Source organism: Nocardia sp. NPDC055165 (assembly GCF_053606985.1).
The window spans coordinates 1-26,011 of the sequence record NZ_JBSGSS010000009.1; the positions used below are offsets into that span (position 1 = coordinate 1).

The 26,011-nt window shown below is 68.3% G+C and carries 2 protein-coding genes; both read left to right on the plus strand.

Annotation, left to right across the window (positions count from 1 at the left end; all coding sequences use genetic code 11):
* Positions 1-841 precede the first annotated feature (841 nt).
* Positions 842-25,213, plus strand: a complete 24,372-nt coding sequence (locus ACWFRF_RS19440) for a non-ribosomal peptide synthase/polyketide synthase (protein ID WP_452451368.1) — start codon at positions 842-844, stop codon at positions 25,211-25,213.
* Complete coding sequence (locus ACWFRF_RS19445) at positions 25,213-25,986, plus strand: FkbM family methyltransferase (protein ID WP_452451370.1); 774 nt, start codon at positions 25,213-25,215, stop codon at positions 25,984-25,986. The genes ACWFRF_RS19440 and ACWFRF_RS19445 overlap by 1 nt, the downstream gene beginning before the upstream one ends.
* Positions 25,987-26,011: the final 25 nt, after the last annotated feature.

Below are 26,011 nucleotides of genomic sequence, written 5' to 3' on the forward strand. Positions count from 1 at the left end.
ACCTTGTCGGCGGGGCCCGTTGTCGTCTGTGCGGGCCAGGTGACGTTGCAGTCGCGGCATGGTTGCCGAAAGTGAATTCTCATCGGCCGTAATGGCGGCGCGTCACATACCGATTGCCTCGTTTTCGGCTATTCGGGGAATGTCCAGTATGTCTCGCGCCGTCAAATGGTCTCACTATTGAGTCAAGCCCCAAATGTTGGTGGCAACCGAATTGGTATATCCGCCGCGCGACACGCGCAAAATCGGGATGTCCCCAACAAATCCGGGCTCTGGTTTCGCTCTCGACATTCCGGGGGAGTGTCGAATGTCGACGCGGCAGCAATCGGTAGATTCGGTCAGTAGATCAGTTCGGCTGATTTGTTTGCAAAATTTGCCACACACGCTGGGGATGTGCAGTATCGAGGCCGGAGATCGCACGGTGGCGATCGGTCCGCAGTACGAGCGGCAGTGCTGTGTCTGCGAACCTATCGCTTGGACCTGCAGTGCTCTCGGAATATTGGTTTCGCGTGGAATGTCCGGATTCGTGATCGATCTGAATTGAATTGTTACTAGTGTGTTCCCCGTAAATCGTATGCCGGTTGTTAGCTGTCAGGCTAATCTCGGTGAGATGTTTCGGGTAGTAACCGGATGGGTACCGCACCTCGCGGGATGTCGGATCGGTGTCTAACGGATCCGTATCGGTCCTGAGAACAGCAAGGGGAATACGTATGGCTGCTCGGCAGTAAACGGACCCCGCATTCGGCGGTTGTGGTACACGTTGTTACGTGGGGTAGGAAAGCGCACGGATGTCCATACTCGGGGTCCGTGTTAGGTCGATAGCCATGCGAGGGGTCGGGTAATCATGGAGTCTGTCGAGAGCTGTGCCGGTAATCAGGATCTTATTCCGCTTTCCTCTGCGCAATATGGCATGTGGTACGCGGACGGCGCGCATAGTGGACCGGCGACGAACATCGCGCAGTACGTCGAGATAGCGGGGCGGATCGACGTCGCCCTGTTCAATACGGCGGTGCACGAGGCGGCCGAAGAGACCGAGTCGCTCATGGTGCGGGTGGTCGAGGTGGAAGGGCGTCCCTACCAGGTCGTCGACCGCGACATCACGTTCAACGAACTCGTGCTCGACTTCGGCACGCACAGCGATCCGATGGCCGCGGCGCTGGAGTGGATGCGCCGCGACTACACCCGGCAGGTCGACATCACCCGAGATCAACTCGCGGTCACACGGCTGATCAGAATCAGCGATGACCTGCACCTGTGGTACGCGCGCGCCCACCATCTCGTGATCGACGGCTACGGCGCGTTCAGCGTGCTGTGCCGGGTCGCCGAGCACTACAACGCGCTGTCGGAAGGCAGGCCGCCCGCTCGACTGGTGGCCGCGCACCTGCGCGAAATCGCCGCCGACGAACAGGCTTATCGGGAGGGCACGAGGTTCGAGGCCGATCGACAGTACTGGCTGGACAAGGTCGCCGATCTGCCCGCGCCCGCCGGTCTGTCCGGTCGGTCGGCGCGCGCGGGAACCGTGGACGAAGTTGCGGCGCGCGAACTTCCGGCGCAGCTGTGCGCGCTGCTCGATCGTCGTTCGGCCGAACTCGACGCGTCGGCCGCGCAGGTCGTCGTCGCGGCGTTCGCGGCCTTCTTCACACGGATGACCGGTGCCGACGAGGTAGTGCTCTCGGTCCCGATGAGCGCCAGGGTCACCGTGAAGCTCCGCAACGCCGCGGCGATGCTGGCCAATATGGTGCCGATCCGCTTCGCGATCGATGACGCGACCACCGTGGAGCAACTGGTCAAGGCGTCGATCAGCGAGCTGGTCTCCGCGCTGCGTCATCAGCGCTACCGCTTCGAGGATCTGCGTCGCGAATCCGCCTCGATCGACAACTCCGCCAACACTTTCGGCCCCGTTGTCAACATCTTGTTCTTCGACTCCGAGATCCGTCTCGGCGACGCCGTCGGGCGCTATCACGCGCTCACCTCGGGCGCCCTCGAGGATCTGCAGATGAACCTCTACCGGACCGGGCCGGACACGCCGCTGCTGATCGAGCTGCACGGCAACGACAACCTCTACAGTCAGCGCGATATCGACGCGCACGCCGACCGATTCATCGATTTCCTGCACCGATTCATCGAGGCCGACTCCGGCGAGCGGGTGGTGGAACTGCCGCTGGTGTCCGCCGCGCAAGAGCTCTCGATCATCGGCGAGTCGGCCGGTGCCGAGGGTGTCGCCCCGGTCGAGACGCTGGTGGATTCGCTGTCGCGACAGGCTCGTTCGGCCCCGCTCGCGGACGCGGTCACCGCCGGGGACAAGACGATCACGTATCGGGACCTCGACGAGCGTTCCACCCGGCTCGCCCGGCGTTTGATCGGCCGTGGCGCGGGTCCGGGCACGCTGGTCGCCATCGCACTGCCGCGTGGCACCCAGCTGATCGTCGCGATGCTCGCCGTGCTGAAATCCGGTGCCGCGTATCTGCCACTGGATATCGCCCATCCGCGGGAGCGGCTGGAATACGTTGTCGGCCAGGCAGATCCGACAGTTGTCATCGTCGAAGAGGTCGGACTGCCGGTAGGTCGGGGCCAGACTCTGGTTCTCGGGCAAGACGACGACCTCGACGGTGCCGCGGACCCGATCACCGATGACGAGCGCACCGCACCACTGCGGCCTGACGACGCCGCCTACGTCATTTTCACCTCCGGTTCCACGGGGCGGCCGAAGGGCGTGGTGATCAGCCACCGCTCGGTCGTCACCTACTTGGCGAATGCGTGTGCCGCCCTGGATATTCGGGCCGACGACGTGTGGACATGGCTGCACTCGGTGGCCTTCGACTACTCGATCTGGGAGGTTTTCGGCCCGCTGGTCACCGGTGGCCGAGTCGTGGTCGCCGATACGCCGGCTACGCGCGCGCCCGATGAACTGGTGCGCCTGGTCGCCCGTGAACGCGTCACCGTGTTCAGCCGAACTCCTTCGGCGTTCTACCAATTCGCCGCAGCTCAGCGGCGCTACCTTGCGGCGGGTGCGCCCGAGGGTGAGCTGGGGCTGCGGCTGGTCGTGCTGTCGGGCGAAGGTCTGGATCCGGCGGCGTTGGCGCCCTGGTACGTGGACAACCCGGAGGGGCCGGTCGTCGTCAACAGCTACGGCATCACCGAGACCACCGTGTTCGTCACCCACACCGACATGAGCGGCGATCTGGCGGTACCCGGCGCGCCCAGCGTGATCGGCGCGGCGCTCCCCGGCCTTCGCGCCTACGTGCTGGATCGGCGGCTGCGACCGGCGCCGGTGGGCGCGTGGGGTGAAATCTATGTAGCGGGAACACAATTGGCTCGCGGCTATCTCGGGCAGGCGGCATTGAGTTCGGGTCGATTCGTCGCCGACCCGTGGGGTGCGCCGGGGGAGCGGATGTACCGCAGCGGGGACGTGGCCCGCCGCGATCACCACGGCGCTCTCGAATACCGCGGGCGTGCGGATCAGCAGGTACAGCTGCGCGGGTTCCGCATCGAACTCGATGAAGTCCGTGCCGCGCTGCTGGCCCACCCGGCGGTGGCCGCGGCCGCGGTGGTGGTGCATCGAGCAGGCACCGACACGGCGCGTCTGGTGGGGTACGTCGTACCGGCGGGCGCCGACTGCGATGTCGATGCCGTTGTCGCGCAGGCGGGTTCGTTGCTGCCGGACTACATGATCCCCAACGTCGTGCTGGTCGTCGATGAACTGCCGCTGACGGTGAACGGCAAACTCGATCTGCGTGCATTGCCCGAACCGGCAGCCGGGAGCACCACGAGCTATCTCGCGCCGCGCACCGATGCCGAAGAGACCGTCGCGCACGTCTTCGCCGAGGTGCTCGAGATGGACCGGGTCGGCGCGTTCGACAATTTCTTCGAGGTGGGCGGCAACTCCCTCACTGCGGCGGCCGCCGTCGCCCGGGTCGCCGATGCCACCGAATGCGCACTGTCGGTGCGTGATCTGTTCGGCAACCCGACGGTGGCAGGCTTCGCCGCGTGCGTGGGCCGGGCACGGCGCCGGGTGCGGCCCACACTCACACCGATCGCGCGCGACGGCCTGTTGCCGCTGGCTCCCGCGCAACATCGGATGTGGTTGATCAACCGCGTCGACCCGGAGTCCGCCGCCTACAACATTCCGCTGGTCCTGCGGTTGACCGGGCGACTCGATCCCGCCGCACTGCGCACGGCGCTGGGCGATGTCCTCGATCGCCATGAGGCGCTGCGAACGCGCTACCCCGCCCGTGACGGTCACGGTATGCAGGAGGTTCTGTCGGCCGAGGCGGCTCTGGCCGACTTCGACTGTGTCCCGGAACAACTCGGGCAGGACCGGCTTGCCGGCCGGATCCGCGAGCTGACGGCCGCCGGCTTCGATGTCTGTGCCCGCCCGCCGTTGCGCGCGGACTTGCTCACGATCGGCCCCGACACGCATGTGCTGGTGCTCGTCCTGCACCACATCTGCTGTGACGGTACGTCGTTGGCGCCGCTGGCAGCCGACTTCGCCGCCGCCTACGCGGCACGGTCGCAGGCAACGGCACCCGATCAGGTGCCACCTCGGGTGCAGTACGCCGACTACGCCGACTGGCACCGTCGCCTGCTCGGCGACGAAGCGGATCCGGATTCGCTCGCCGCTGACCAGTTGCGGTACTGGACAACCCAATTGGCCGATGCGCCCGCAGTGCTCGAGTTGCCGACCGACCGGCCCCGGCCCGCTCGCCGTTCGATGCGCGGCGAGGCCGTCACCACGCAGCTCTCCGCCCGGACCTACACCGAGATCGAGCGACTCGCCCGCGCCGCGGACGTCACCCCGTTCATGGTGGTCCACGCCGCACTCGCCGTTCTGCTGGCCCGGCTGTCGGGAACCGGCGACATCGTGATCGGCGCCCCGATGGCCGGACGGGGCGAGCCGGATCTGGCTCCGCTGGTGGGAATGTTCGTCAACACCGTGGCGCTGCGTACGCCGATTCGCGGCGAGGAGTCGTTCACGGCCCTGCTCGAACGCGTCAAGGACATCGACATCGATGCCTTCGCGCACGGCGAGCTGCCCTTCGACCGGGTCGTGGAAGAGCTCGATCCGCGGCGCTCGGCGGCCTACGCGCCCGTGTGTCAGGTGTATCTGGCCTTCGACAACACCGAACTGCCTCGACTGGTCCTGCCCGATCTCACGGTGGACGTTGTCGATCCCGGCGCCGAACCCGCGAAGGTCGACCTCGTCGTCACCGTGGGCGCGAACGCCGCGGGCACCGGCGATGTCGCGGTGCGGCTCAACTACGCGAGCGACCTGTTCGACCCCGCCACCGTCGAGCAGATGGCCGCACGGCTGGGCCGGATCCTGGACGCGGTGGTGGCGAACCCTGCTGTGCCGGTGGGCGATGTGGAACTGCTGTCCGACGCCGAACGCGCTGTGCTGCATCCGGTTCGGGGCGCCGACGCGGTACCCGGCGTGGCGCTGTCGGATCTGCTGGCCCGAGGTGTCGCGATCTCGCCGGAGGGTACGGCTGTCGTGTCCGGGGCACAGTGCCTGGACTTCGCGGAGCTGGACGCGTTGTCGAACCGGTTCGCCCGGCGTCTGCTCGACGACGGAGCCCGACCCGGTGCGGTGGTGGCGATGGTCCTGCCGCGCTCGGTCGATTTCGTGGTCGCGGTATGGGCCGTCGCCAAAACCGGTGCCGCCCTGGTGTTGATCGACCCGCGCAACCCGCGGGATCGGGTCGCCTCGATGCTCGCCGACAGCGCGCCCCGGGTGGTCTTGACCAGCGCCGAAGTCGAGGGCGCTGCGCCCGAGGGGCCGTGGACGTTGCTGGTGGTCGCGGACCCGGTCTCGCGCAGCATCACCGCCGGGTACTCGTCCGCGCCGGTGACCGACGCCGACCGTGGCAGGCCCGTGCACCCCGGCGACGTGGCGTATGTGATCTACACCTCCGGAACGACCGGTGTTCCGAAGGGTGTCGAGGTCACCAACCAGGGGCTGGCGAACTTCGCCGCCGAACAACAGGACCGCTATGACGTCGAGCCCACCGTGCGGGTCCTGCAGGCCGCCGGTCCGGGATTCGACGCGGTGATGCTGGAGATTCTGCTCGCCCACCCCGGTGGCGCCGCGCTGATCGTGTCCCCACCCGATGTCTACGCGGGCACCGAACTGGCGGAACTCATTCGGGCACAAGGGGTTACCCATGCCTTCCTGACGCCGACCGTGCTGGCCTCGATGTCGCCGGAGAACCTGGAGTGCCTGCGGGTGCTGGTCTCCGGTGGAGAAGCTCTCACGGCCGAGCTCGGCGCGACCTGGGCGCCGGGGCGTCGGCTGTTCAACGGCTACGGACCCACCGAGACCACGATCATGGTCGCGATCAGCGACCCGATCCCCGTCCAGGGGCCGATCACCATCGGCGGGCCCATTCGCGGGATCTCCGCGCAGGTCCTCGACTCCCGGCTGCGGCCGGTGCCGGTCGGTACGGCGGGCGAACTGTATATCGGCGGTGTGCAATTGGCGCGCGGCTACCTCGGCAGGCCCACGGTGACAGCAGCCAGTTTCGTCGCCGATCCCCGTGGTGCGGGCACCCGGATGTACCGCACCGGCGACCTCGCCCGGTGGACCCCGGAGCAGACCATCGAATATCTGGGCCGCGCCGACCATCAGGTGAAGATCCGTGGGCAACGCACCGAACTGGGGGAGATCGAAGCCGTACTCGCCCAGGATCCCGCGGTGACCCACGCCGTCGTCGTGATCCACGGCAGCGCGGGCGCCGACCGGCTCGTCGGCTACCTGGTCGGCGCGGGCGTGGACGCGGAGCGGGTGCGCGCCGCCGCGCGCGATCGGCTGCCGGCGCACATGGTGCCCGATGTGTGCATGGTGCTCGACCGATTCCCGCTGACCGCCAGCGGCAAACTCGATCGCGCCGTGTTGCCCGAGCCGGTGTTCCCGCAGACCGCCCAGGCCATCGCGCCACGCACGCCCACCGAACAACTCGTCGCCGGCGTCTACCGCGATGTGCTCGGCGCGGCGCACGTGAGTGCGCTCGACAATTTCTTCGATCTGGGCGGCAACTCACTCACCGCGACCAAGGTCGCGGCGCGCCTGTCCGATGTGTTCGGCACCGACATCGCGGTGCGGGCGCTGTTCGAGTCGCCGACCGTCGACGCGCTCGCCCGCGAGCTGGATGCGGCTGGTGGACAGGCTGATCGGGGATCAGTCCATCGTCGGCTGGTGCCACAGCAGCGTCCGGATCGGATTCCGCTCTCGCCCGCGCAGACCAGAATGTGGTTCCTGAACCAGTTCGATACCTCGGCGGCGGTCTACAACGTGCCTGTCGTCGTGCGGATCTCCGGCCCGCTCGACGTCGACGCTCTTCGGTCGGCACTGGCCGACGTGATCACCAGGCACGAGACGCTGCGCACCCGCTACCCGGACAGCGACAGCGGTCCATGGCAGCAGATCCTGCCCATGGAATCGGCACCGCAGCTCCAGCGCCGCGAGGTCGCCGCGGCCGAGATCGCCGAACAGATCGCGCGTGAGACCGCCCTCGGCTTCGATGTGAGCACCGAGGTCCCGTTCCGGATCACGTTGCTGCGCACCACCACCGAGGAATGGACCGTGGTGCTCACCGCGCATCACATCGCCATCGACGGATCCTCGCTCGCGCCGCTGGCCACCGACCTGGCCGTGGCCTACCGGGCGCGAACGGCGGGCGAAGCGCCTGCCTTTGCGCCCCTGCCGGTCCAGTACGCCGACTACACGCTGTGGCAGCGGCGAAACCTCGGCGTGCAGGAAGACCCGACCAGTGTGACCGCGGGCCAGATCCGGTACTGGCTCGCGGCACTGGCCGACCTACCGCAGATGCTGGACCTGCCGACCGATCGGCCGCGTCCCGCACAGCAGTCCTACCGCGGGGCGACCATGTCGGCCGCGATTCCCGCCGACCTGCACCGCGACATCATCGCTCTCGCACGGCGCCACGACTCGACGCTGTTCATGGTCACCCATGCGGCGTTCGCGATCTTGCTGGCAAGGCTGTCGGGCACCGGCGACATCGCGGTCGGCACGCCGGTCGCCGGGCGCGGAGAGCCCGCCCTCGACCCGCTGATCGGCATGTTCGTCAACACGCTGGTGCTGCGGGTACAGGTCGATCCCGCGGCCCCGTTCACGGAGGTGCTCGAGCGCGCCCGCGAATGCGATCTCGGTGCGTTCGACAATGCCGCGATTCCGTTCGAACAGCTGGTGGAGGTCCTCAATCCGCCGCGCAGCACCGCACACGAGCCACTGACCCAGGTCGGCTTCTCCTTCCAGAACATCGATATTCCGACGTTGCGCCTGGGCGGGCTCACGGTGGCGGCCGACCTCGTCGAGCCGGGTGTCGCCAAGTACGACCTGCATCTCACCCTGGTCGACACGGTCGATGCGCACGGCGCTCCCGGTGACATGCAGGTCGAATTCGGGTATGCGACCGACCTTTTCGACGAAGCCACAATCATGCCGATCTTCGAGCGGTTCGTCGCCATCTTGCGCGGTGTCGTCGCCGATCCCGATGTGCCCGTGGGTGATCTGCCGCTGCTCAGCCCGCGTGAACTCGACGAACTGGCGCTACGCGAGTCCGGCCCCGACGTGCCCTCCGACGGCGCGACGATCGCGGATCTGTTCGCGAAGCAGGTCGCGGCGACGCCCGAACGCCCTGCGGTGATCGATGGCGAGAGCGGGGACGCGCTCACCTATGCCGCGTTCGGCGCCGAGGTGAACGCGCTGGCACGAGGGCTGATCGGTCGCGGTATCGGGCCGGGAAGCGTGGTGGCCGTGGCCATGCGCCGCTCGGTCGAGCTGCTCACCACGCTCTACGCCGTCCACGCGGCAGGTGCCGCCTACCTTCCGCTGGATCCCGATCACCCCGTCGACCGGCTGCGCACGGTTCTCGCGACCGCGCGACCCGACGCGGTGCTGACCGGCGACGACATCGACCTGACGGCACCGGCACCGGTCTGGCGTCTGTCGGATCTCACCTCGCCCACGACCGGCACCATGCCGGTCACCGACGCCGATCGGATCAGGCCGCTGCGCCCGCAGGATCTGGCGTACGTCATCTTCACCTCCGGGTCGACCGGTGTCCCCAAGGGTGTGGCACTCTCCCACGAGGCGGTGGTCAACCAACTCCGGTGGCTCACCGACCATTACGGGATCGGCACCGACGACGTGCTGCTGCTGCGCACGCCCGCGACCTTCGACCTGTCGGTGTGGGAATTGTTCACCGCACCCACCGCTGGTGCCGCGCTGGTCGTCGCCGGGCGCGACGATCACACCGACCCCGCCGCCGTCGCACGGCTGATCGCTCGTCACGGCGTGACCGTGGTCGACTTCGTTCCCTCGCTCCTGTCGGCGTTCCTCGAGATCGCGACCCCGGACGATCTCGCCGCCGTCCGCCAGGTGCTGTGCATCGGTGAGGCGTTGGACTCCGCGACCGTTCGCCGGTTCCGCGACCTCAGCGCAGCACGCGTCGACAACCTGTACGGCCCGACGGAAGCGGCCGTGAGCGTCACCGCCTACGAGATCGGCGAGCTCGACGGACCTGTCGTGTCGATCGGTACGCCCGAGGCGAATGCCGTCACGCACGTGCTCGACGCACGGCTGCGGCCCGTCCCCGCCGGCGTAACGGGCGAGCTGTATCTCGGCGGAATCCAGCTCGCCCGTGGGTACCATGCCCGCGCGGACCTGACGGCGACCGCGTTCGTGGCCGATCCGTTCGGCTCGACGCCGGGGGCACGCCTCTACCGCACCGGCGACCTGGCCCGCTGGGACACGGCAGGTCGACTTCGGTACGTCGGCCGCCGTGATTCCCAGGTGAAGATTCGCGGCCTGCGCGTCGAACTCGGCGATATCGAAGCCGCGCTCCTCGCCCACGATCACATCGATGCCGCGGTCGTGCGGGTGTCTACGGTCGCCGAGGGGCAGATCCTGGTGGCCTACGCCGTGAGCGACGAGGCGATCGACCCCGACTCGCTGCGGACGTACCTGCTGTCGCGACTGCCCGCGTACATGGTGCCCGTCCAGGTGATTCGGATCGACACGATCCCGCTCACACCCAACGGCAAGATCGACTACCGCGCCCTCCCGGCCCCCGACACCCGCGCCGCCGCAACCCGTTACCGCGCTCCCAGCGGGATCGCGGAGGAGACCATCGCCGGCGTGATCGGCGAACTGGTGCAAACTCCCTGGGTCGGCGCCGACGAGAACTTCTTCACCCTCGGTGGCAATTCGCTGCTGGCGACCCGCGTGCTCAGCCGCATCGGCGAAGTCCTCGGCGTGACGATTCCCGTGCGCGCCATCTTCGAAGCGCCGACCGTGGCGGAACTGGCGCGGTGGATCGAACAGCAGCGCGCCGTCGGCGATGTCGCGGGACCGGTGGCGAAACCGCGGCCCGAGCGTATCCCGCTCTCGCCCGCGCAGAGCCGGATGTGGCTGCTCAACCAACTGGACCCGGAGTCGGCGAGTTACGTGGTGCCACTGTCGATCCGCCTCGACGGTGAACTCGACATCGAGGCCATGACGGCCGCGCTCCGCGATGTCATCGAACGGCACGAGATCTTGCGCACCACCTATCCGGCCCACGACGGCACCCCCGCGCAGGTCGTACTGACCGCCGAGGACGTCGTCGCGTCCTGCGATCTCGCCGTGCACCCGGTGTCCGCCGATGAACTGCTCCCACGGCTGACAGAGTTCTTCGGCACCGGCTTCGATGTCTCGGCGGGCGCCCCGCTGCGCATGGCGTTGTTCCGGCTCACCGAAACCGCGCACGCACTGGCACTTGCGGTGCATCACATCAATTGCGACGGCTACTCGGTGGCGCCGCTGGCCGCCGACATCATCGAGGCCTACCGCGCACGCCGGGTCGGTGCCGCGCCCGAATGGGCGCCGCTACCCGTGCAATTCGCTGACTACGCGCTGTGGCAGCGCGAGCTGCTCGTGGCACCCGACTCCGCGCCGGGCCGCGACCTGCTGTACTGGCGTACCCAACTCGCGGGGATTCCGGATGTGCTCGCGCTGCCCACCGACCGCCCGCGCCCGCTCGAGCGGTCCCACCGCGGCGCGACCGTCCACACCGTGGTGCCTTCCCGGGTGGCCGAAGCCGTGGCGGCCTTGGCGCGACGCAGCGGCGTGACCCCGTTCATGGTGGTGCACACCGCCCTTGCCGTCCTGCTCGCGCAGTTGTCGAGCAGCGACGACATCGCCATCGGCATCCCGTACGCGGGCCGCGGCGACCGAGCCCTCGATCGCCTCGTCGGCATGTTCGTCAACACGCTGGTCCTGCGCACCCGTGTCCGCCCCGACCAGCGGTTCGCCGACCTGATCGACATGACCAGGCGCACCGACATCGAGGCATTCGATCATGCCGCCGTTCCGTTCGAACGGCTGGTGGAAGTGCTGAATCCGGCGCGCTCGACGGCACATTCGCCGCTGTTCCAGGTGATGCTCGCCTACCAGAACATGGCGCCCGCCCAGCTCGAGGTACCGGGGCTCGAGGTCGGCGGCATCGATGTCGGCGCCGACGCGGCGATCTGCGATCTGCTGCTCATGATCACCGAGGACCGGGGTCCGCACAACGAGATCGCGGGCATGAATCTGCGCCTGACCTACGCCACCGACCTGTTCGACGACGCCACCGCGCGCCGGTTCACCGAACAGTTCGGGCGCGTCCTGGACGCGGTCACCGCCGACGAGCGGGTCATCGCCGGCGAGATCGACCTCGCCGACGACACGACCCGCGATCGGCTGCTGCGCCCCCACGACGCACCACTGGTGAGCGCGGGCCGCACGCTGGTCGACGCCTTCGACGAGCAGGTCGCACGGACCCCGGACGCTGTCGCCGTCCGAGTCCCTGGCGGCCGCGCTCTCACCTACCGCGAGTTCGACGACACCGTCAACCGCCTCGCCCGCCACCTCATCGATCTCGGCGCGAGCCCTGAAACGACCGTGGCCGTGGCGATTCACCGCTCGATCGACCTGATCACCGCCGTCTACGCCGTCGTGAAGTCCGGTGCCGCCGTCGTTCCGCTCGATCCGGACCGCTCCACCGCCCGGCTGGCAGACGTCCTGTCGGTCGCCCGGCCACTGCTGTTCGTCACCACGTCCGGTGATGAGAGCTCCCTGCCCGACGGCATCGAGCGTGTCCGTCTCGACGAGCTGGACCTGAGCGCGCGCCCCGGCGGCCCGGTCGGCGACGACGAACGTCGCGCACCGCTGCGCGCCGGCAACACGGCGTACGTGCTGTTCACCTCCGGCACGACCGGCGCACCGAAGGGCGTCGCGCTCACCCATGCCGCCACCGCCCACCAGTTGGCCTGGGCGCAAAGCGAATTCCCGCACGACGCGTCGGATGTGGTGCTGCACAAGACCCCGATCACCTTCGACGTCGCGGTGTGGGAGTTGTTCTGGCCGTTGCAGATCGGTGCGCAGATCGTCGTCGCCGAACCCGGCGGCCACCACGATCCCGCCTACCTGGCCGAGATCATCGCAGAGGAGCAGGTCAGCACCGTGCACTTCGTCCCGTCGATGCTCGAGGTGCTGCTCGAGCACACCGGCACGACGCGCCTGCCGTCGGTCCGCTATGTGTTCGCGGCAGGTGAGGCGCTGGCCCAGCGCACCGCCGTACGCGCCAGACAGTGCTTCGACCGGGCCGAGGTCGTCAACTGGTACGGCCCCGCCGAGGCAGAAGTTGTGACGGCCTACCGCTGCCCGGCGGATTCTCCGGCACGGCAAGCGGTCCCGATCGGTTGCCCGGTCACCGGAATGTCTGCGTACGTGCTGAACGCACGGCTTCGGCCCGTACCGGTCGGCGTTGTCGGCGACCTGTACGTCTCGGGCGTCCAACTCGCTCGCGGCTACCACCGCAGGCCGGACCTCACCTGCGGTCGGTTCGTCGCCGATCCGTTCGGCGAGCCAGGGGACCGCCTCTACCGCACCGGCGATCTCGTTCGCTGGTCATGGTCCGGGGATCTGGAGTATGTGGGCCGCAGTGACTTCCAGGCGATATTCCACGGCCAACGGGTCGAGCCCGCGCAGATCGAGGCCGCGCTGCGCTCGATCGAGGAGATCTCCGGAGCAATCGCGATCGTTTCCGCTGACCGGATCACGGCGTATGTGTCGCCGATACCGGGTGCGACCCTCTCCGAGCCGAAGGTCCGCAAACGTCTCACCCGACTGCTTCCGTCCTACCTGGTGCCGGCAAGAATTCAGGTGCTCGACACCATGCCGCTCAGCTCCAACGGCAAGGTGAACAGGTCGGCCCTGTCGCACATGACCTTCGACGATGCGGACGGGTTCATCGCCACCGACGCGGACAACGCCGCGACGCGCGCGACGATGCTGGCAGAGTTCGTCGCCCGCACAGACCGTGAAGCGGTACTGGCGAAGATCGTCGCCGAGATCGTCGGTGCCGACCAGGTCAGTGTCGTTGCCGACCTGTTCGAGCTCGGCGTGAACTCGCTGTCGGCAGCTCAGGTAGCGGCCCGTGCTGAGGCCGCGCTGCACGTGCGCGTCGGTGTACGCGATGTCTTCGACGCGCCGACCGTCGCTGAGCTCGCCGAACGAATCGCGATGCGCGACGAACACGCGTCGGTGCCGCTGGCCCGTCGCCGGCACCGGTCCGAAATTCCCTTGGCAGCCGCCCAGCGGCGTATCTGGATCCTCAATCAGCTCCATCCCGAGTCCGGTGCGTACAACATCGGTTTCGCGGCCAGGCTGAGCGGACCGCTCGATGTGGCGGCGCTGCGCGCCGCGATGGTGGATGTGGTCACCCGACACGAGACCCTTCGCACGATCTATCCCGCAGTGGGCGGACAACCACATCAGTTCGTCCACGACAGCATGGTCGGCGCCGCCGATATCGAACTGGCCGATATCGACGATCCGACGGTGCTGGCAGAGCGGCTGCGCGATGCGGTCGAGTCGGGTTTCGACGTTGCCACGAACACGCCGGTCCGCGTACGTCTGTACCGCACGGGCGCCGACGACCACGTGTTGGTCCTGGTGGTGCACCACATCGCCGCTGACGGTGCGTCGATGGGGCCGCTTGCCCGAGATGTGTTCGCCGCCTACCGGTCTCGTCGTACCGGCTCGGCGCCGCTGTGGCCGCCGTTGCCTGTCGACTACGCCGACTACGCGGTCTGGCAGCGCGAATTCCTCGGCGCCGAGGACGACCCCACTTCGCTGGCTGGGCGTCAGATCGCCTACTGGCAGCGGATTCTCGCCGACGCACCTGAACTGCTCGCCCTGCCGACCGACAGCCCACGGCCCGCGGTCCTGTCGATGGATGGTGGCAGCGTCGCCTTCACGATCGAGCCGGGTCTGCGCGATGCCGTCGTCGCACTCGCGCACGGCGAAGGTGCCACGGTGTTCATGGTTCTGCACGCCGCCCTGACGATTCTGCTCTCGCGCACCGCACACAGCGACGACATCTCGATCGGCACCCCCGTCGGCGGTCGTGGCCGCCCCGAACTCGACGATGTGGTCGGCATGTTCGTCAACACGGTGGTCCTGCGCACCCGCGTCGCCGAGCAACTGTCGTTCCGTGAATTCTTGGCCGACCTGCGTGGCGCGGATCTGGAAGCGCTGGCTCACGCGGACGTACCGTTCGAGCGCCTGGTCGAGATACTGGACCGGGCGGGGTCGACCGCGTATTCACCGCTCTATCAGGTGATGCTGGGCTTCCGGCATGCCGACCCCACTCGGTTCGAACTCGACGATATCGGCATCGAGGTGCTCGATCCCGGTGTTGCACAGGCCAAGACCGACCTCATGGTGATGCTGAGCGAACGTGCCGACGGCGCGGGTATCGACGGTGAGATCGTCTACGCCACCGACCTGTTCACCGGGGCCACGGCGGCGCGGTTCGCCGACCGCCTGCTGCGGATTCTCGAAACGATCACCACGCGGCCGGACACCGTGGTCGGGGCCATCGACTTGCTGTGCCCCGAGGAGACCGCACACCTGCTCCCTGTCGGGCGCGAGACCGCCGTGGTGCCGAAAACGCTGCCCGCGCTGCTCGCCGACGCTGCCGCGGACCCGAGGGCGACCGCGCTGATCGGTACCGACGAAACCCTGACCTATGGCGAACTCGACCGGCGATCCGATCGGCTCGCGGTGCTGCTGGCGCGAGCGGGTGCGGCTCCGGGAACCTATGTCGCCCTTGCTGTTCCGCGGTCAGTGGCCTATCACGTGGTGCTGTGGGCGATCGCGAAAACCGGTGCCGCGTTCATGCCGATGGATCTGCGTTACCCCGCGGACCGGCTGGCGCACATGGCCCAGGACTCCGGCGTCACGCTCGGCGTGACTCTGCACGAGGCGCGCTCGTCACTGCCGGACACGGTCGACTGGCTGTGCCTCGACGACGACCGAGTGATTGCCGACTTGTCGACCGCGCCAACGGATCACACCTTCCAGGCGGCACGCCTCGACGATGTCGCCTACCTGGTGTATACCTCCGGCTCGACGGGCAAGCCGAAGGGCGTGGTCGTCACACACGCGGGGTTGTCGGCGTTCGCGCACGAGAAGCACCAGCACTATCAGGTGGATCGAGAATCGAGGGTCCTGCAGGTCGCCGCGCCCGCGTTCGACGCGGTGATGATGGAATCGCTGATGGCCTACGCGGCGGGTGCCGCCCTGGTCGTCTCGCCCGCCGAGGTGTTCGCCGGTGCGGAACTGACCGAACTGATTCGCACGCACCGGGTTTCGCACGCGTTCCTCACGCCCAGCGTGCTGGCGACCTTGCGGCCCGAGGGTCTCGACGCGCTGCAGATGCTCACCATCGGCGGCGAAGCGCTGTCCGTCGAACTCGTCGCCGCCTGGGCGCCGGGCCGCCGCTTCCACAATGTGTACGGGCCGACCGAGACAACGATCGCGGTGTGCGTCAGCACCCAGTTGCAGCCCGGTGATCCGATCACCATCGGCACCCCGATCCGCGGGGTGCGCGCCGTCGTGCTCGACAGCCGGTTGCGGCCGGTACCGGTCGGCGTCGTCGGTGAGCTGTACCTGGCGGGCAATGCGCTGGCGCGCGGCTACCTGAATCGGCCGGCGGCGAGCGCGGGCGCGTTCGTGGCCGATCCGTTCGGTGCACCGGGCACCCGGATGTACCGCACCGGTGACCTGGTGCGCTGGAGCGCCGAGCACACCATCGAATACGTGGGCCGCGCCGACTTCCAGGTCAAGATCCGTGGTCAGCGGGTGGAACTCGGCGAGATCGACGCGGCGCTGGTCGCCTGCCCGAACGTCGCCTCTGCGGTCACGGTGAGCAGGCGTGGCCAGGCCGGGCAACCGACGTTGGTCGGCTACCTGGTGGCCACCGAGGGGCGAACGATCGACACGGCCGCGATCCGCGACCAGATCTCGGGCGCACTGCCCGGCCACATGGTGCCCGCTGTGCTCATGGTGCTCGACGAGATGCCGGTCTCCTCGACGGGCAAGGTGAATCGACGCGCCCTGCCCGAACCCGGTGCCGAGGTGCCGGATTCGGCGGTGGCCGCCGCGGCGAGCGAGTTGGAGGCGACCATCGCGGGGATCTTCACCGAGGTGCTCGGTGTGGCCTCGGTGGGTGCGGACGAGTCGTTCTTCGCGCGCGGTGGTGACTCGATCATGTCGATCCAACTGGCGTCGCGATTGAAGACCGCAGGCGTGGTTGTGACGGCACGGGACATCTTCGAGCACCGCACCGTTCGTGGGCTGGCCGCCGTGGCCGGGGGCGCCGGACGGGTGGGTCTCGAGGAGCTGCCCGGCGGTGGCATCGGCGAGGTGACGCGCACGCCGATCGTGTCCTGGTACCTCGACCGTCCCACTAGCGACCGGTTCGCGCAGTCGCTGCTGGTCGAGCTGCCCGGCGACGCGCGCCCGGCCGACGTGATCGCCACCGTCCGAGCCGTTCTGGATCGGCACGACATGCTGCGTGCACGCCTGAGTGCGGCGCACCTCGAAGCGTTGACGCCCGGCGAGATCGATGCCGAGCAGTTGGTGTCGGTGCGTACGTTCGGTGCCGATAATGCCCCTGGCACTGCGGGTTTCACGTCATTGGTGGAGGGTGCCCTCGAAGACGCTTCGGCCACGCTGAACCCGGTGGATGCCGTCATGATGCAGATCGTCTGCCTGCTGCCCGAGCCCGGCGTGGCGTCGCGCGGGCGCGCGCTGATCGTGATCCACCACCTGGTTGTCGACGGTGTCTCCTGGCGCATCCTGCTCCCCGACTTCGTCTCCGCGTGGCAGCAGGTGGGTGCGGGGCGAGCGGTCGAACTGCCCGAGGTCGGCACATCTATGCGCCGGTGGGCCGAGGTCGTCTCCGCTGCCGCCGGCGGCCGTGCCGACGAGCTGGCGTTGTGGCAGCGGATGGGGTCGCGACCTGAACCGCTGCTCGGGCGCGCACCTCTCGACCCGGCGCTCGACGTGCACGCCACGGTCGAGCGGCTGACGCTGGCGCTGCCTGTCGAGCTGACCACCGCTCTGACGGATGCGGTGCCCCGCGCCGCGCATGCCACCACCGACGATGCTCTGCTGGCGGGCCTCGTTCTCGCACTGGGACGTTGGCGTGCCCGGCGCGGTGTCGACCACTCCGGCGCGCGCATCCTGCTCGAGAGCCATGGGCGCGAAGAGCAACTCGCCCCGGGCGCCGACCTGTCGCGCACCGTCGGCTGGTTCACCAGCGCCTACCCGGTGGACCTCGACATCGACGGCACCGATCCACGTGCCGCGGTGAAGGCGGTCAAGGAACAGCTGCGAGCCGTGCCCGACAAGGGAATCGGCTACGGCATGCTGCGATACCTGAACCCGGCGACCGCCGATCGGTTGGCCTCGCTGCCCGCGCCACAGATCAGTTTCAACAACCTCGGCCGGGCGGGCGTCGACATCTCGGCATTGTCCGGGCTCGCCTGGATTCCCGCCGACGAGGAATTCGACCACCAGGGCTCGTTCGATCCGGACATGCCCGCGTCCGCCGCGCTGACTCTGGACATCAGCATCGTCGATACCCCCGTCGGGCGGACCCTCGCCGTGCAGATCGGTTATGCCGCGAGGATTCTCGATCGTGATGACGTCGACGAACTCCTCGACGAGTGGACGGCGGCCCTCGGGCAAATCGCGGAAGCGGCGGCACGCGAACAAGATTGGGGACTGTCCCCGTCCGACACCCCGTTGGTCGCCCTGACCCAACAGGACCTCGACGTGTTCACCGAACGCTACGGACCGATCGAGGCCGTCTGGTCGATGGCGCCGTTGCAGGCGGGGCTGCTGTTCCACGCCGAGCTCGCCGCGGGCGACCTCGATGTGTACACGGCGCAGTCGGAGATGACGCTCACCGGTCCGGTCGACGAGGCGCGGCTGCGGCGAGCCGCGGCGGACTTGCTGCATCGGCATCCGAACCTGCGGGCGGCGTTCACCCGAACGGCTGATGGTGTTGTCGCGCAGGCTATTCCGGCGGAATCCGCTGTGCACTGGCGCCGCATCGAGGCCTCCGAGACAGCACTGCCGCAGATCCTGACAGCCGAACGCGAAACGGCTTTCGACCCGGCCGATCCGCCGCTGGTGCGATTCGTCCTCGTCGCCGTCGCACCCACCGAATTCCGGCTGATCCTGACCGCGCACCACCTGCTGCTCGACGGCTGGTCACTACCGCTGCTGCTGCGCGACCTGGTCGGGCTGTACGCGGCAGGCGCGGACGCCGCCCTGCTGCCGCCCGCGCCGTCCTACGGCGACTACCTGGCCTGGCTGGACCGGCGCGACACCACCGCCGGTGTCGAGATCTGGCGCGACACGATGGCGGGCTTCACCGAACCCACCTTGATCGCCGACACGGTCGGCGCGGCCACTGTCGAGGTGCCGACCGATCTGAGCATCGATCTCGACGACGACATCACCGCCGCCCTCACCGAGCTCGCTCGCACCTCGGGCGCCACGATGTCGACGATTGTGCAATTCGCGTGGGCGACGGTGCTGGCCAACCAGCTGGGCCGCGAGCGGATCGTGTTCGGCGAGACCGTCTCCGGCAGACCGGCCGAGGTGCCGGGCGTCGAGTCGATGATCGGGCTGTTCATCAACACGCTGCCCGTTCCGGTTCTCGTGCGCGGTGACCGGACCATCGTGGCGGCGCTGGAACAGTTGCAGGCGAACAAGACCCGGCTGCTCGACCACCACCACGTCGAACTGTCCGGCATCATGGCCGCGCTCGGCGGCGGACAGCTGTTCGACACCCTGGTGGCATTCGAGTCCTACCCGGTCGACAGCAGCGGACTCGGTGACGCGGACATCGACGGAGTGCGGGTTGCGGGGGTGGCCGGCACCGATGCCGCGCACTACCCGATCACCGTGCAGGCCCACCAGACCGACACCTTGCACATCCGCCTTCGGTATCAGGCGGCTCGCGTCGACCGTGTGACCGCCGCCGGGCTCGCCGACCGTGTCGAGCGGGTCCTGCGTGCGGTCGCTTCCGACCCGAACGGACGCGTCGGCGATATCGACCTGCTGTCGGCCGCCGAGCATGCGGCACTCGTCCCGGCCAGAGGCGCGGAACGGGTGGCTCCTGAACCATTGACCGATTTGTTGCGCCACGGCGTGACCCGACACCCCGACGGTGTGGCGGTTGCGTCCGGGACCGAGACGGTGAGCTTCACCGAGCTGGATGGCCGAGCACATCGGCTGGCGCAGTGGCTGGTCGAGCACGGTGTCGACACGGGGGACACCGTCGGGGTGGTCATGCCGCGGTCGATCCCGTTGATCACCACGATCTGGGCGCTCGCCGAGATCGGTGTCGCGTGTGCGCTACTCGACCCACGCAACCCGCGAGAGCGGCTCGCGGTCATGCTGTCCGACTGTGCTGCCCACGTCGTGCTGACCGTCGCGGAGGTGAGTGAGGGAGTGCCGGAAGGGGAGTGGGCACGCCTGGTCGTCGACGATCCGGCGGCCGAGCGCGAGATCGCGAGCCGACCTTCGCGCGCGGTGAAACGGACCGTCCGCGACACCGACCTGGCCTATGTCATCTACACCTCCGGAACCACCGGCACCCCCAAGGGCGTCGCGGTGACCCAGGCGGGAATGGCGAACTTCGCCGCCGAGCAACGGGACCGGTACCAGGTCAGCCCCGATTCACGGGTGCTGCAGTGTGCCGCACCAGGATTCGACGCCGTCATGCTCGAAGTCCTGATGGCGCACCCGCACGGCGCGACGCTGGTCATCGCGCCGCCCGACACCTACGCGGGCACGGAGCTGGCCGGGCTCATCCGCGACAACGCGGTCACCCACGCCTTCCTCACCCCGACCGTGCTGGCGACCATGTCACCCGACGGGCTGGACAGCCTCAGGGTTCTGGTCGCCGGCGGCGAGGCCGTGCCCGCCGAACTCGCCGCGCTCTGGGCGCCACGACGCCAGTTGTTCAACGGCTACGGACCCACCGAGACCACGATCATGGTCGCCATCAGCGATCCCCTCGCGCCGCCCGAACCGATCACCCTGGGTGGTCCGATTCGCGGAACATCCGCGGTGGTGCTGGACTCGCACCTGCGGCCCGTGCCGATCGGGGTGACCGGCGAACTGTATGTCAGCGGCATCCAGCTCGCCCGCGGATACCTCGGCCGTCCCGGCGCCACCGCCGCCACCTTCCTCGCCAACCCCTACGATCCGGGTACCCGGATGTACCGCACGGGCGATCGAGTCCGATGGACCGCCGACCACACACTCGACTACGTCGGCCGTACCGACCATCAGGTCAAGATCCGTGGCCAGCGGATCGAACTCGGCGAGATCGAGGCCGTCCTCGCCGAACATCGATCGGTCACCCATGCGGTAGCGGTGCTGCGCACCGACGACAACGGCGCGGACCGGCTCGTCGGCTACCTCATCGGCGACACGATCGACCCCGAGCACGTGCGGGCATCGGCACGCCGCCGGCTACCGGCCCACATGGTTCCCGACATCTGCGTTGTGCTGGAACAGCTTCCGCTGACCACCACCGGAAAACTCGACCGCGGCGCACTGCCGATGCCGAGTTTCGCCGCTGCCGGATATCTGGCGCCGAGCAATCCGACCGAGTGCCTCGTCGCCGACATCTGCGCCGAAGTGCTGGACCTGCCCCGAGTCGGCATGCGCGACGACTTCTTCGACCTCGGTGGCAATTCGCTGACCGCGACGAGGCTGACCGCTCGCCTGAGCTCCGCGCTGGGCGTCCGGGTGGCGGTGCGCGACCTGTTCGAGTACCCGCGGATGGCCGACCTCGCCGCCCGGCTCACCGGCCGCGACCACGTCGAACGCCCGACGCTGACCCGGCGACCAGGCACCGGCCTGATCCCGCTCTCGCCCGCCCAGCAACGGATGTGGTTCCTCAACCAGCTCGACGCCTCTGTCGGCGCCTACAACGTGCCGCTGGTGATCCGGCTGACCGGCGAGCTGGAAATCCCCGCGTTGCGTACAGCCTGCGCGATGGTGATCGGCCGTCACGAATCGTTGCGCACGAAATTCCCGGTAATCGACGGTATACCGTGGCAGATGATCGTCGACGCCGACGAGGTCGTGCCCGACCTGATCCCGATCGCGATCGAGGAATCGGTGCTGCCGAAGGCCGCAGCGGCGGTGCTGTCGAAGAGTTTCCAGTTCTCCGAGGCACCGCCGGTGCGGGCCGAACTGTTCGATCTCGGCTCGGATGATCACGTGCTGGTGATCGCCGTGCACCACATCTGTGCGGACGGGCTGTCGATGATTCCGTTGGCCCGCGACGTCGCGGCCGCCTATCATGCGGTGATCACCGCGAGCGTGCCCGCGTGGCCGCAGCTCAGAGTCCAGTATCCGGATTATGCGCTGTGGCAACACGATCTGCTCGGCGAAGAGCACGATCCGGAGTCGCTGCTGTCCCGCCAGTTGGACTACTGGCGCGCTACCCTCACCGGGCTGCCCGAACTCCTCGAACTGCCGACCGACATGCCGCGGCCGCCGGTCGCGTCGATGCGCGGCCGGACCATCGACTTCGACATCGAGGCATCGCTGCAGGAGCGGATCGCCGCGGTGGCGCGGGCCGCGGGCGCGACGCCGTTCATGGTGGCTCACGCCGCGCTGGCCGTGCTGCTGGCACGGCTGGCGAATACCCGCGACATCGCAGTCGGTACCCCGGTCTCCGGGCGCGGGGAACGTGAACTCGACGACCTGATCGGCATGTTCGTCAACACTGTCGTCCTGCGGACGGAGGTTTCTGCCGATCAGCCGTTCGACGCGCTTCTGGCCGACGTCCGAGCAGCCGACCTGGCTGCCCTCGCACATGCGGAGGTCTCCTTCGAGCAGGTCGTCGAGGCGCTCAATCCGCCGCGTTCGACCGCGCATCTGCCGCTGTACCAGGTGACGATCGACTACCAGAATCTCGATGAGGTGGTGCTCGAACTACCGGGGATCTCGGTGGAACCGGTCGAGGACTATGTCGATCAGGCGCAGTCGGATCTCAATGTGAAGCTGGTCGAGCGGTTCGCCGCCGACGGTCACCCGCTGGGTACACTCGGCCGATTGACCTACGCGACAGACCTTTTCGTCGAAGAGTCGATGGAGCGGTTCGCGCAGTGGTATCTGCGCATCCTGGAGGCGGTGACCGCGAATCCGCAGGCGATCATCGGTGACATCGAGTTCATGCAATCGAGCCAGCGCTACGAGGTTCTCGATGCGGCAGGCGTGGCCGGCGCGCACGTTCCCGAGGAAACGATCGGTGGCTTGTTCGCACGGCGCGTGGCGGTGGCCCCGGATTCGGTCGCGGTGACCGATGGGACGACGGTCCTGACCTACGCGGAACTGGATCGGCGCGCGAAGTCTGTTGCCGCCCAGTTGATCGCCTCCGGTGCGGGCCCCGAAACACTGGTCGCCGTCGCGATGCCGCGCTCGGCCGAGTTGGCGATCGGGCTGCTGGCCGTGGTCATGTCGGGTGCGGGCTATCTGCCCGTGGATGTGACGTACCCGGCCGAGCGGCTCCGGTTCGTGCTCGACGACGCACGACCGGTAGCGATGCTGACCACATCGGCGATGGTATCGCAGACACCCGAATTCGCCGGGCCGACAGTCCTTGTGGATGACGAGAACGTCGTCGACAGTGCGCAGAACGTTGCCGCGCTACCCGACAACATCGCCTACATGATCTACACCTCGGGCTCCACCGGTCGGCCGAAGGGTGTCGCGGTCACCCACCGCGATGTGGTCACCCTGCTCACCCACACCGCGGAGAAGTTCGACGTCGGGCCCGACGATGTCTGGACACTGTTCCATTCCTACGCTTTCGATTTCGCGGTCTGGGAGATGTGGGGCGCCCTGCTCTCGGGCGGTCGCCTGGTGGTCGTCGACTACGACACCACGCGCACGCCCGATGCTTTCGTCGAGCTCGTGGCGCGCGAGGAGGTCACCGTGCTCAGCCAGACCCCGTCGGCGTTCTACGGATTCGTCGACGCGGAGCGCCGCTACCACGGCGCGGGTGGCGCCGACCTCGCCTTGCGCTACATCGTGTTCGGCGGCGAAGCGCTCGACCCGTCCCGGCTGACCGGCTGGTTCCTCGCCCACCCGGCGGGTACGCCGACCCTGGTCAACATGTACGGCATCACCGAGACGACCGTGCATGTCAGCTACGCCGAGGTCGATCAGGCGGGCGGCGGGATCGGGCGCGCCCTGCCCGGCCTGAGGGTGTACGTGCTCGACGAGCGCTTGCGGCCGGTGCCGGTCGGCGTCACCGGTGACCTCTATGTCGGCGGCGGCCAGCTCTCGCGCGGCTACCACGGGGCGGGCGCGCTCACTTCGGGACGGTTCGTGGCCGATCCGTTCGGCACGCCGGGTAGCCGCCTGTACCGGACCGGTGATGTCGGGCGGTGGCATCGCGGCGGGCACGGACTGGAACTGGACTACCGCGGACGCGCCGACGCGCAGATCCAATTGCGTGGTTTCCGTATCGAATTGGGTGAGGTGGAATCGGCGCTGCTCCGTCATCCCGGTGTCGCCCAGGCGGCAGCCGCGGTGCATCGCCACGCCAGGGACGTCGACCAGTTGATCGGTTACGTCGTCCCCGCCGAGGGGCAGGAACTGGACCCGGCGCGGGTTCGAGACACCGCCGCCGACCTGCTCACCGGGTACATGGTGCCCTCGGCCGTCGTGGTGCTCTCGACGCTGCCGGTGACAGTGAACGGCAAGCTCGATCGAAATGCTCTGCCCGCACCCGACTTCGGCCGTAACGAGGACGAATACGACGCGCCGCGCTCACCGTCGGAGATCGCGATCGCCGAGGTCTTCGCACGGACCCTGAACGTGGCCAGGGTCGGTGCCGGTGCCGGCTTCTTCGATCTGGGCGGCAACTCACTGCTCGCGACCATGGCGGTGGCCGAACTGCAGGGCCGCGGCGTGCAACTCGAACTGCCGTGGATGTTCGACGACGCGACACCGCGGGCTCTGGCGCGCAGGGTCGATGCGGCCGAGGGCGGTTCGGGCATGCAGGTGCTGCTGCCCTTGCGGCCCGCGGGCGATGCGACCCCACTGTTCGCGATCCACCCGGCGGGCGGGCTGGCCTGGTTCTACGGCGGACTCGTCGGGCATCTGCGCGGCGATCGGCCGGTGTTCGGCCTGCAGGACCCGCACGTCGTCGCCGCCGAGCCCCCGGCCACGTCGATCGATGAGCTCGCGCACCGCTATGTCGACGAGATCCGCCGGACCCAGCCGAACGGTCCGTACCACCTGCTCGGCTGGTCGCTGGGCGGCCAGATCGCCCACGTGGTGGCGACACAGTTGCAGGAACAGGGCGAACAGGTCGCGCTGCTGGCCATGATGGACAGCGCGGTCGGTGCGCCACCGATCACTCCCGACACCGATGTCGCGCCGGGGGAGCTGATGGCCGACCTGCTCGGTGGCTGGCGGGAACTGTTCGACCTCGGCGACACCGTCACCGCGAGCACCACCGAGCAGGCCTGGCAGGTGATCCGCGATCAGATCACCGGTACCGGCCTGTTCGGCGCCGACCAGGTCGACCGGGTGATGGAGAGTTTCTCCACCGCGGGCGAACTCGTCGGCGACTATCACCCGCGGATCTTCGACGGCGACCTGATCTTCTTCACCGCGGGCAAAGACCGCGACGACACCGAGGCCGTCGCGCAGACGTGGCAACCGCACATCACCGGCCGTATCCACAACACTGTGCTCGACGCTCGCCATCTCGAGCTGACCCACCCGTCCGCGCTGGCCGTGATCGGCCCGATCCTCGAAGGATTCATGATCTGATGACGACACAGCAGCAACTGCGCCTCGACGACGGCCGTACCGTCACCTGCACCAGCCCCGCCGAAGCGCGCATGCTCTGGAACGAAATGATCGCCGACGGGTACTACCGCCAGGCTGCCGCGACCCTGCGTCCCGGTGACCTCGCGGTCGACATCGGCGCCAATATCGGACTCAGCGCGATGATGTTCGCCGAAACGCTCCCCGGTGTCCGCGTGATCGCCGCCGAACCCGCTCCCGCTATCTTCGACTGCCTGCACCGCAATATGGCAGCCCATGTGCCAGGCGGTGTTGCCCTCGAGGTCGCGGTGGGCGCCGCACCCGGTGTGCTGCCGTTCACCTGGTACCCCCGCGCCACCGCGAACTCGAGTCTGTATGCCGACCGTGAAGCCGATGACGATGCGACGAAGACCTTCCTGCGCAACAGTGGCCTGCCCGACGACGCGATCAGTCTCATCACCCGCGGCCTGCACGACGGGGAGCAGATCGATGTCGAGGTCACCACGGTGTCGGCGATCCTTGCGCAGGAAGATCCGGTTGCCGAGATCGGCGTGCTGAAGATCGACGTCGAGCGCGCCGAATTCGATGTCCTGCTCGGCATCACCGAATCCGACTGGCCGCGTATCCGCGCCGTCGTCGCCGAGGTGCACGACCGCGACGGCCGCCTCGCCGAATTCTGCGAGGTCCTCAACCTCCACGGACTCACCTCACGTACCAGGCAGGACCCGTCGCTGGTAGGCACCGAACTGCACGAGGTGTATGCCGTGCGAGCCTGATGGCACGGGTCGTACTGTCGCGCAA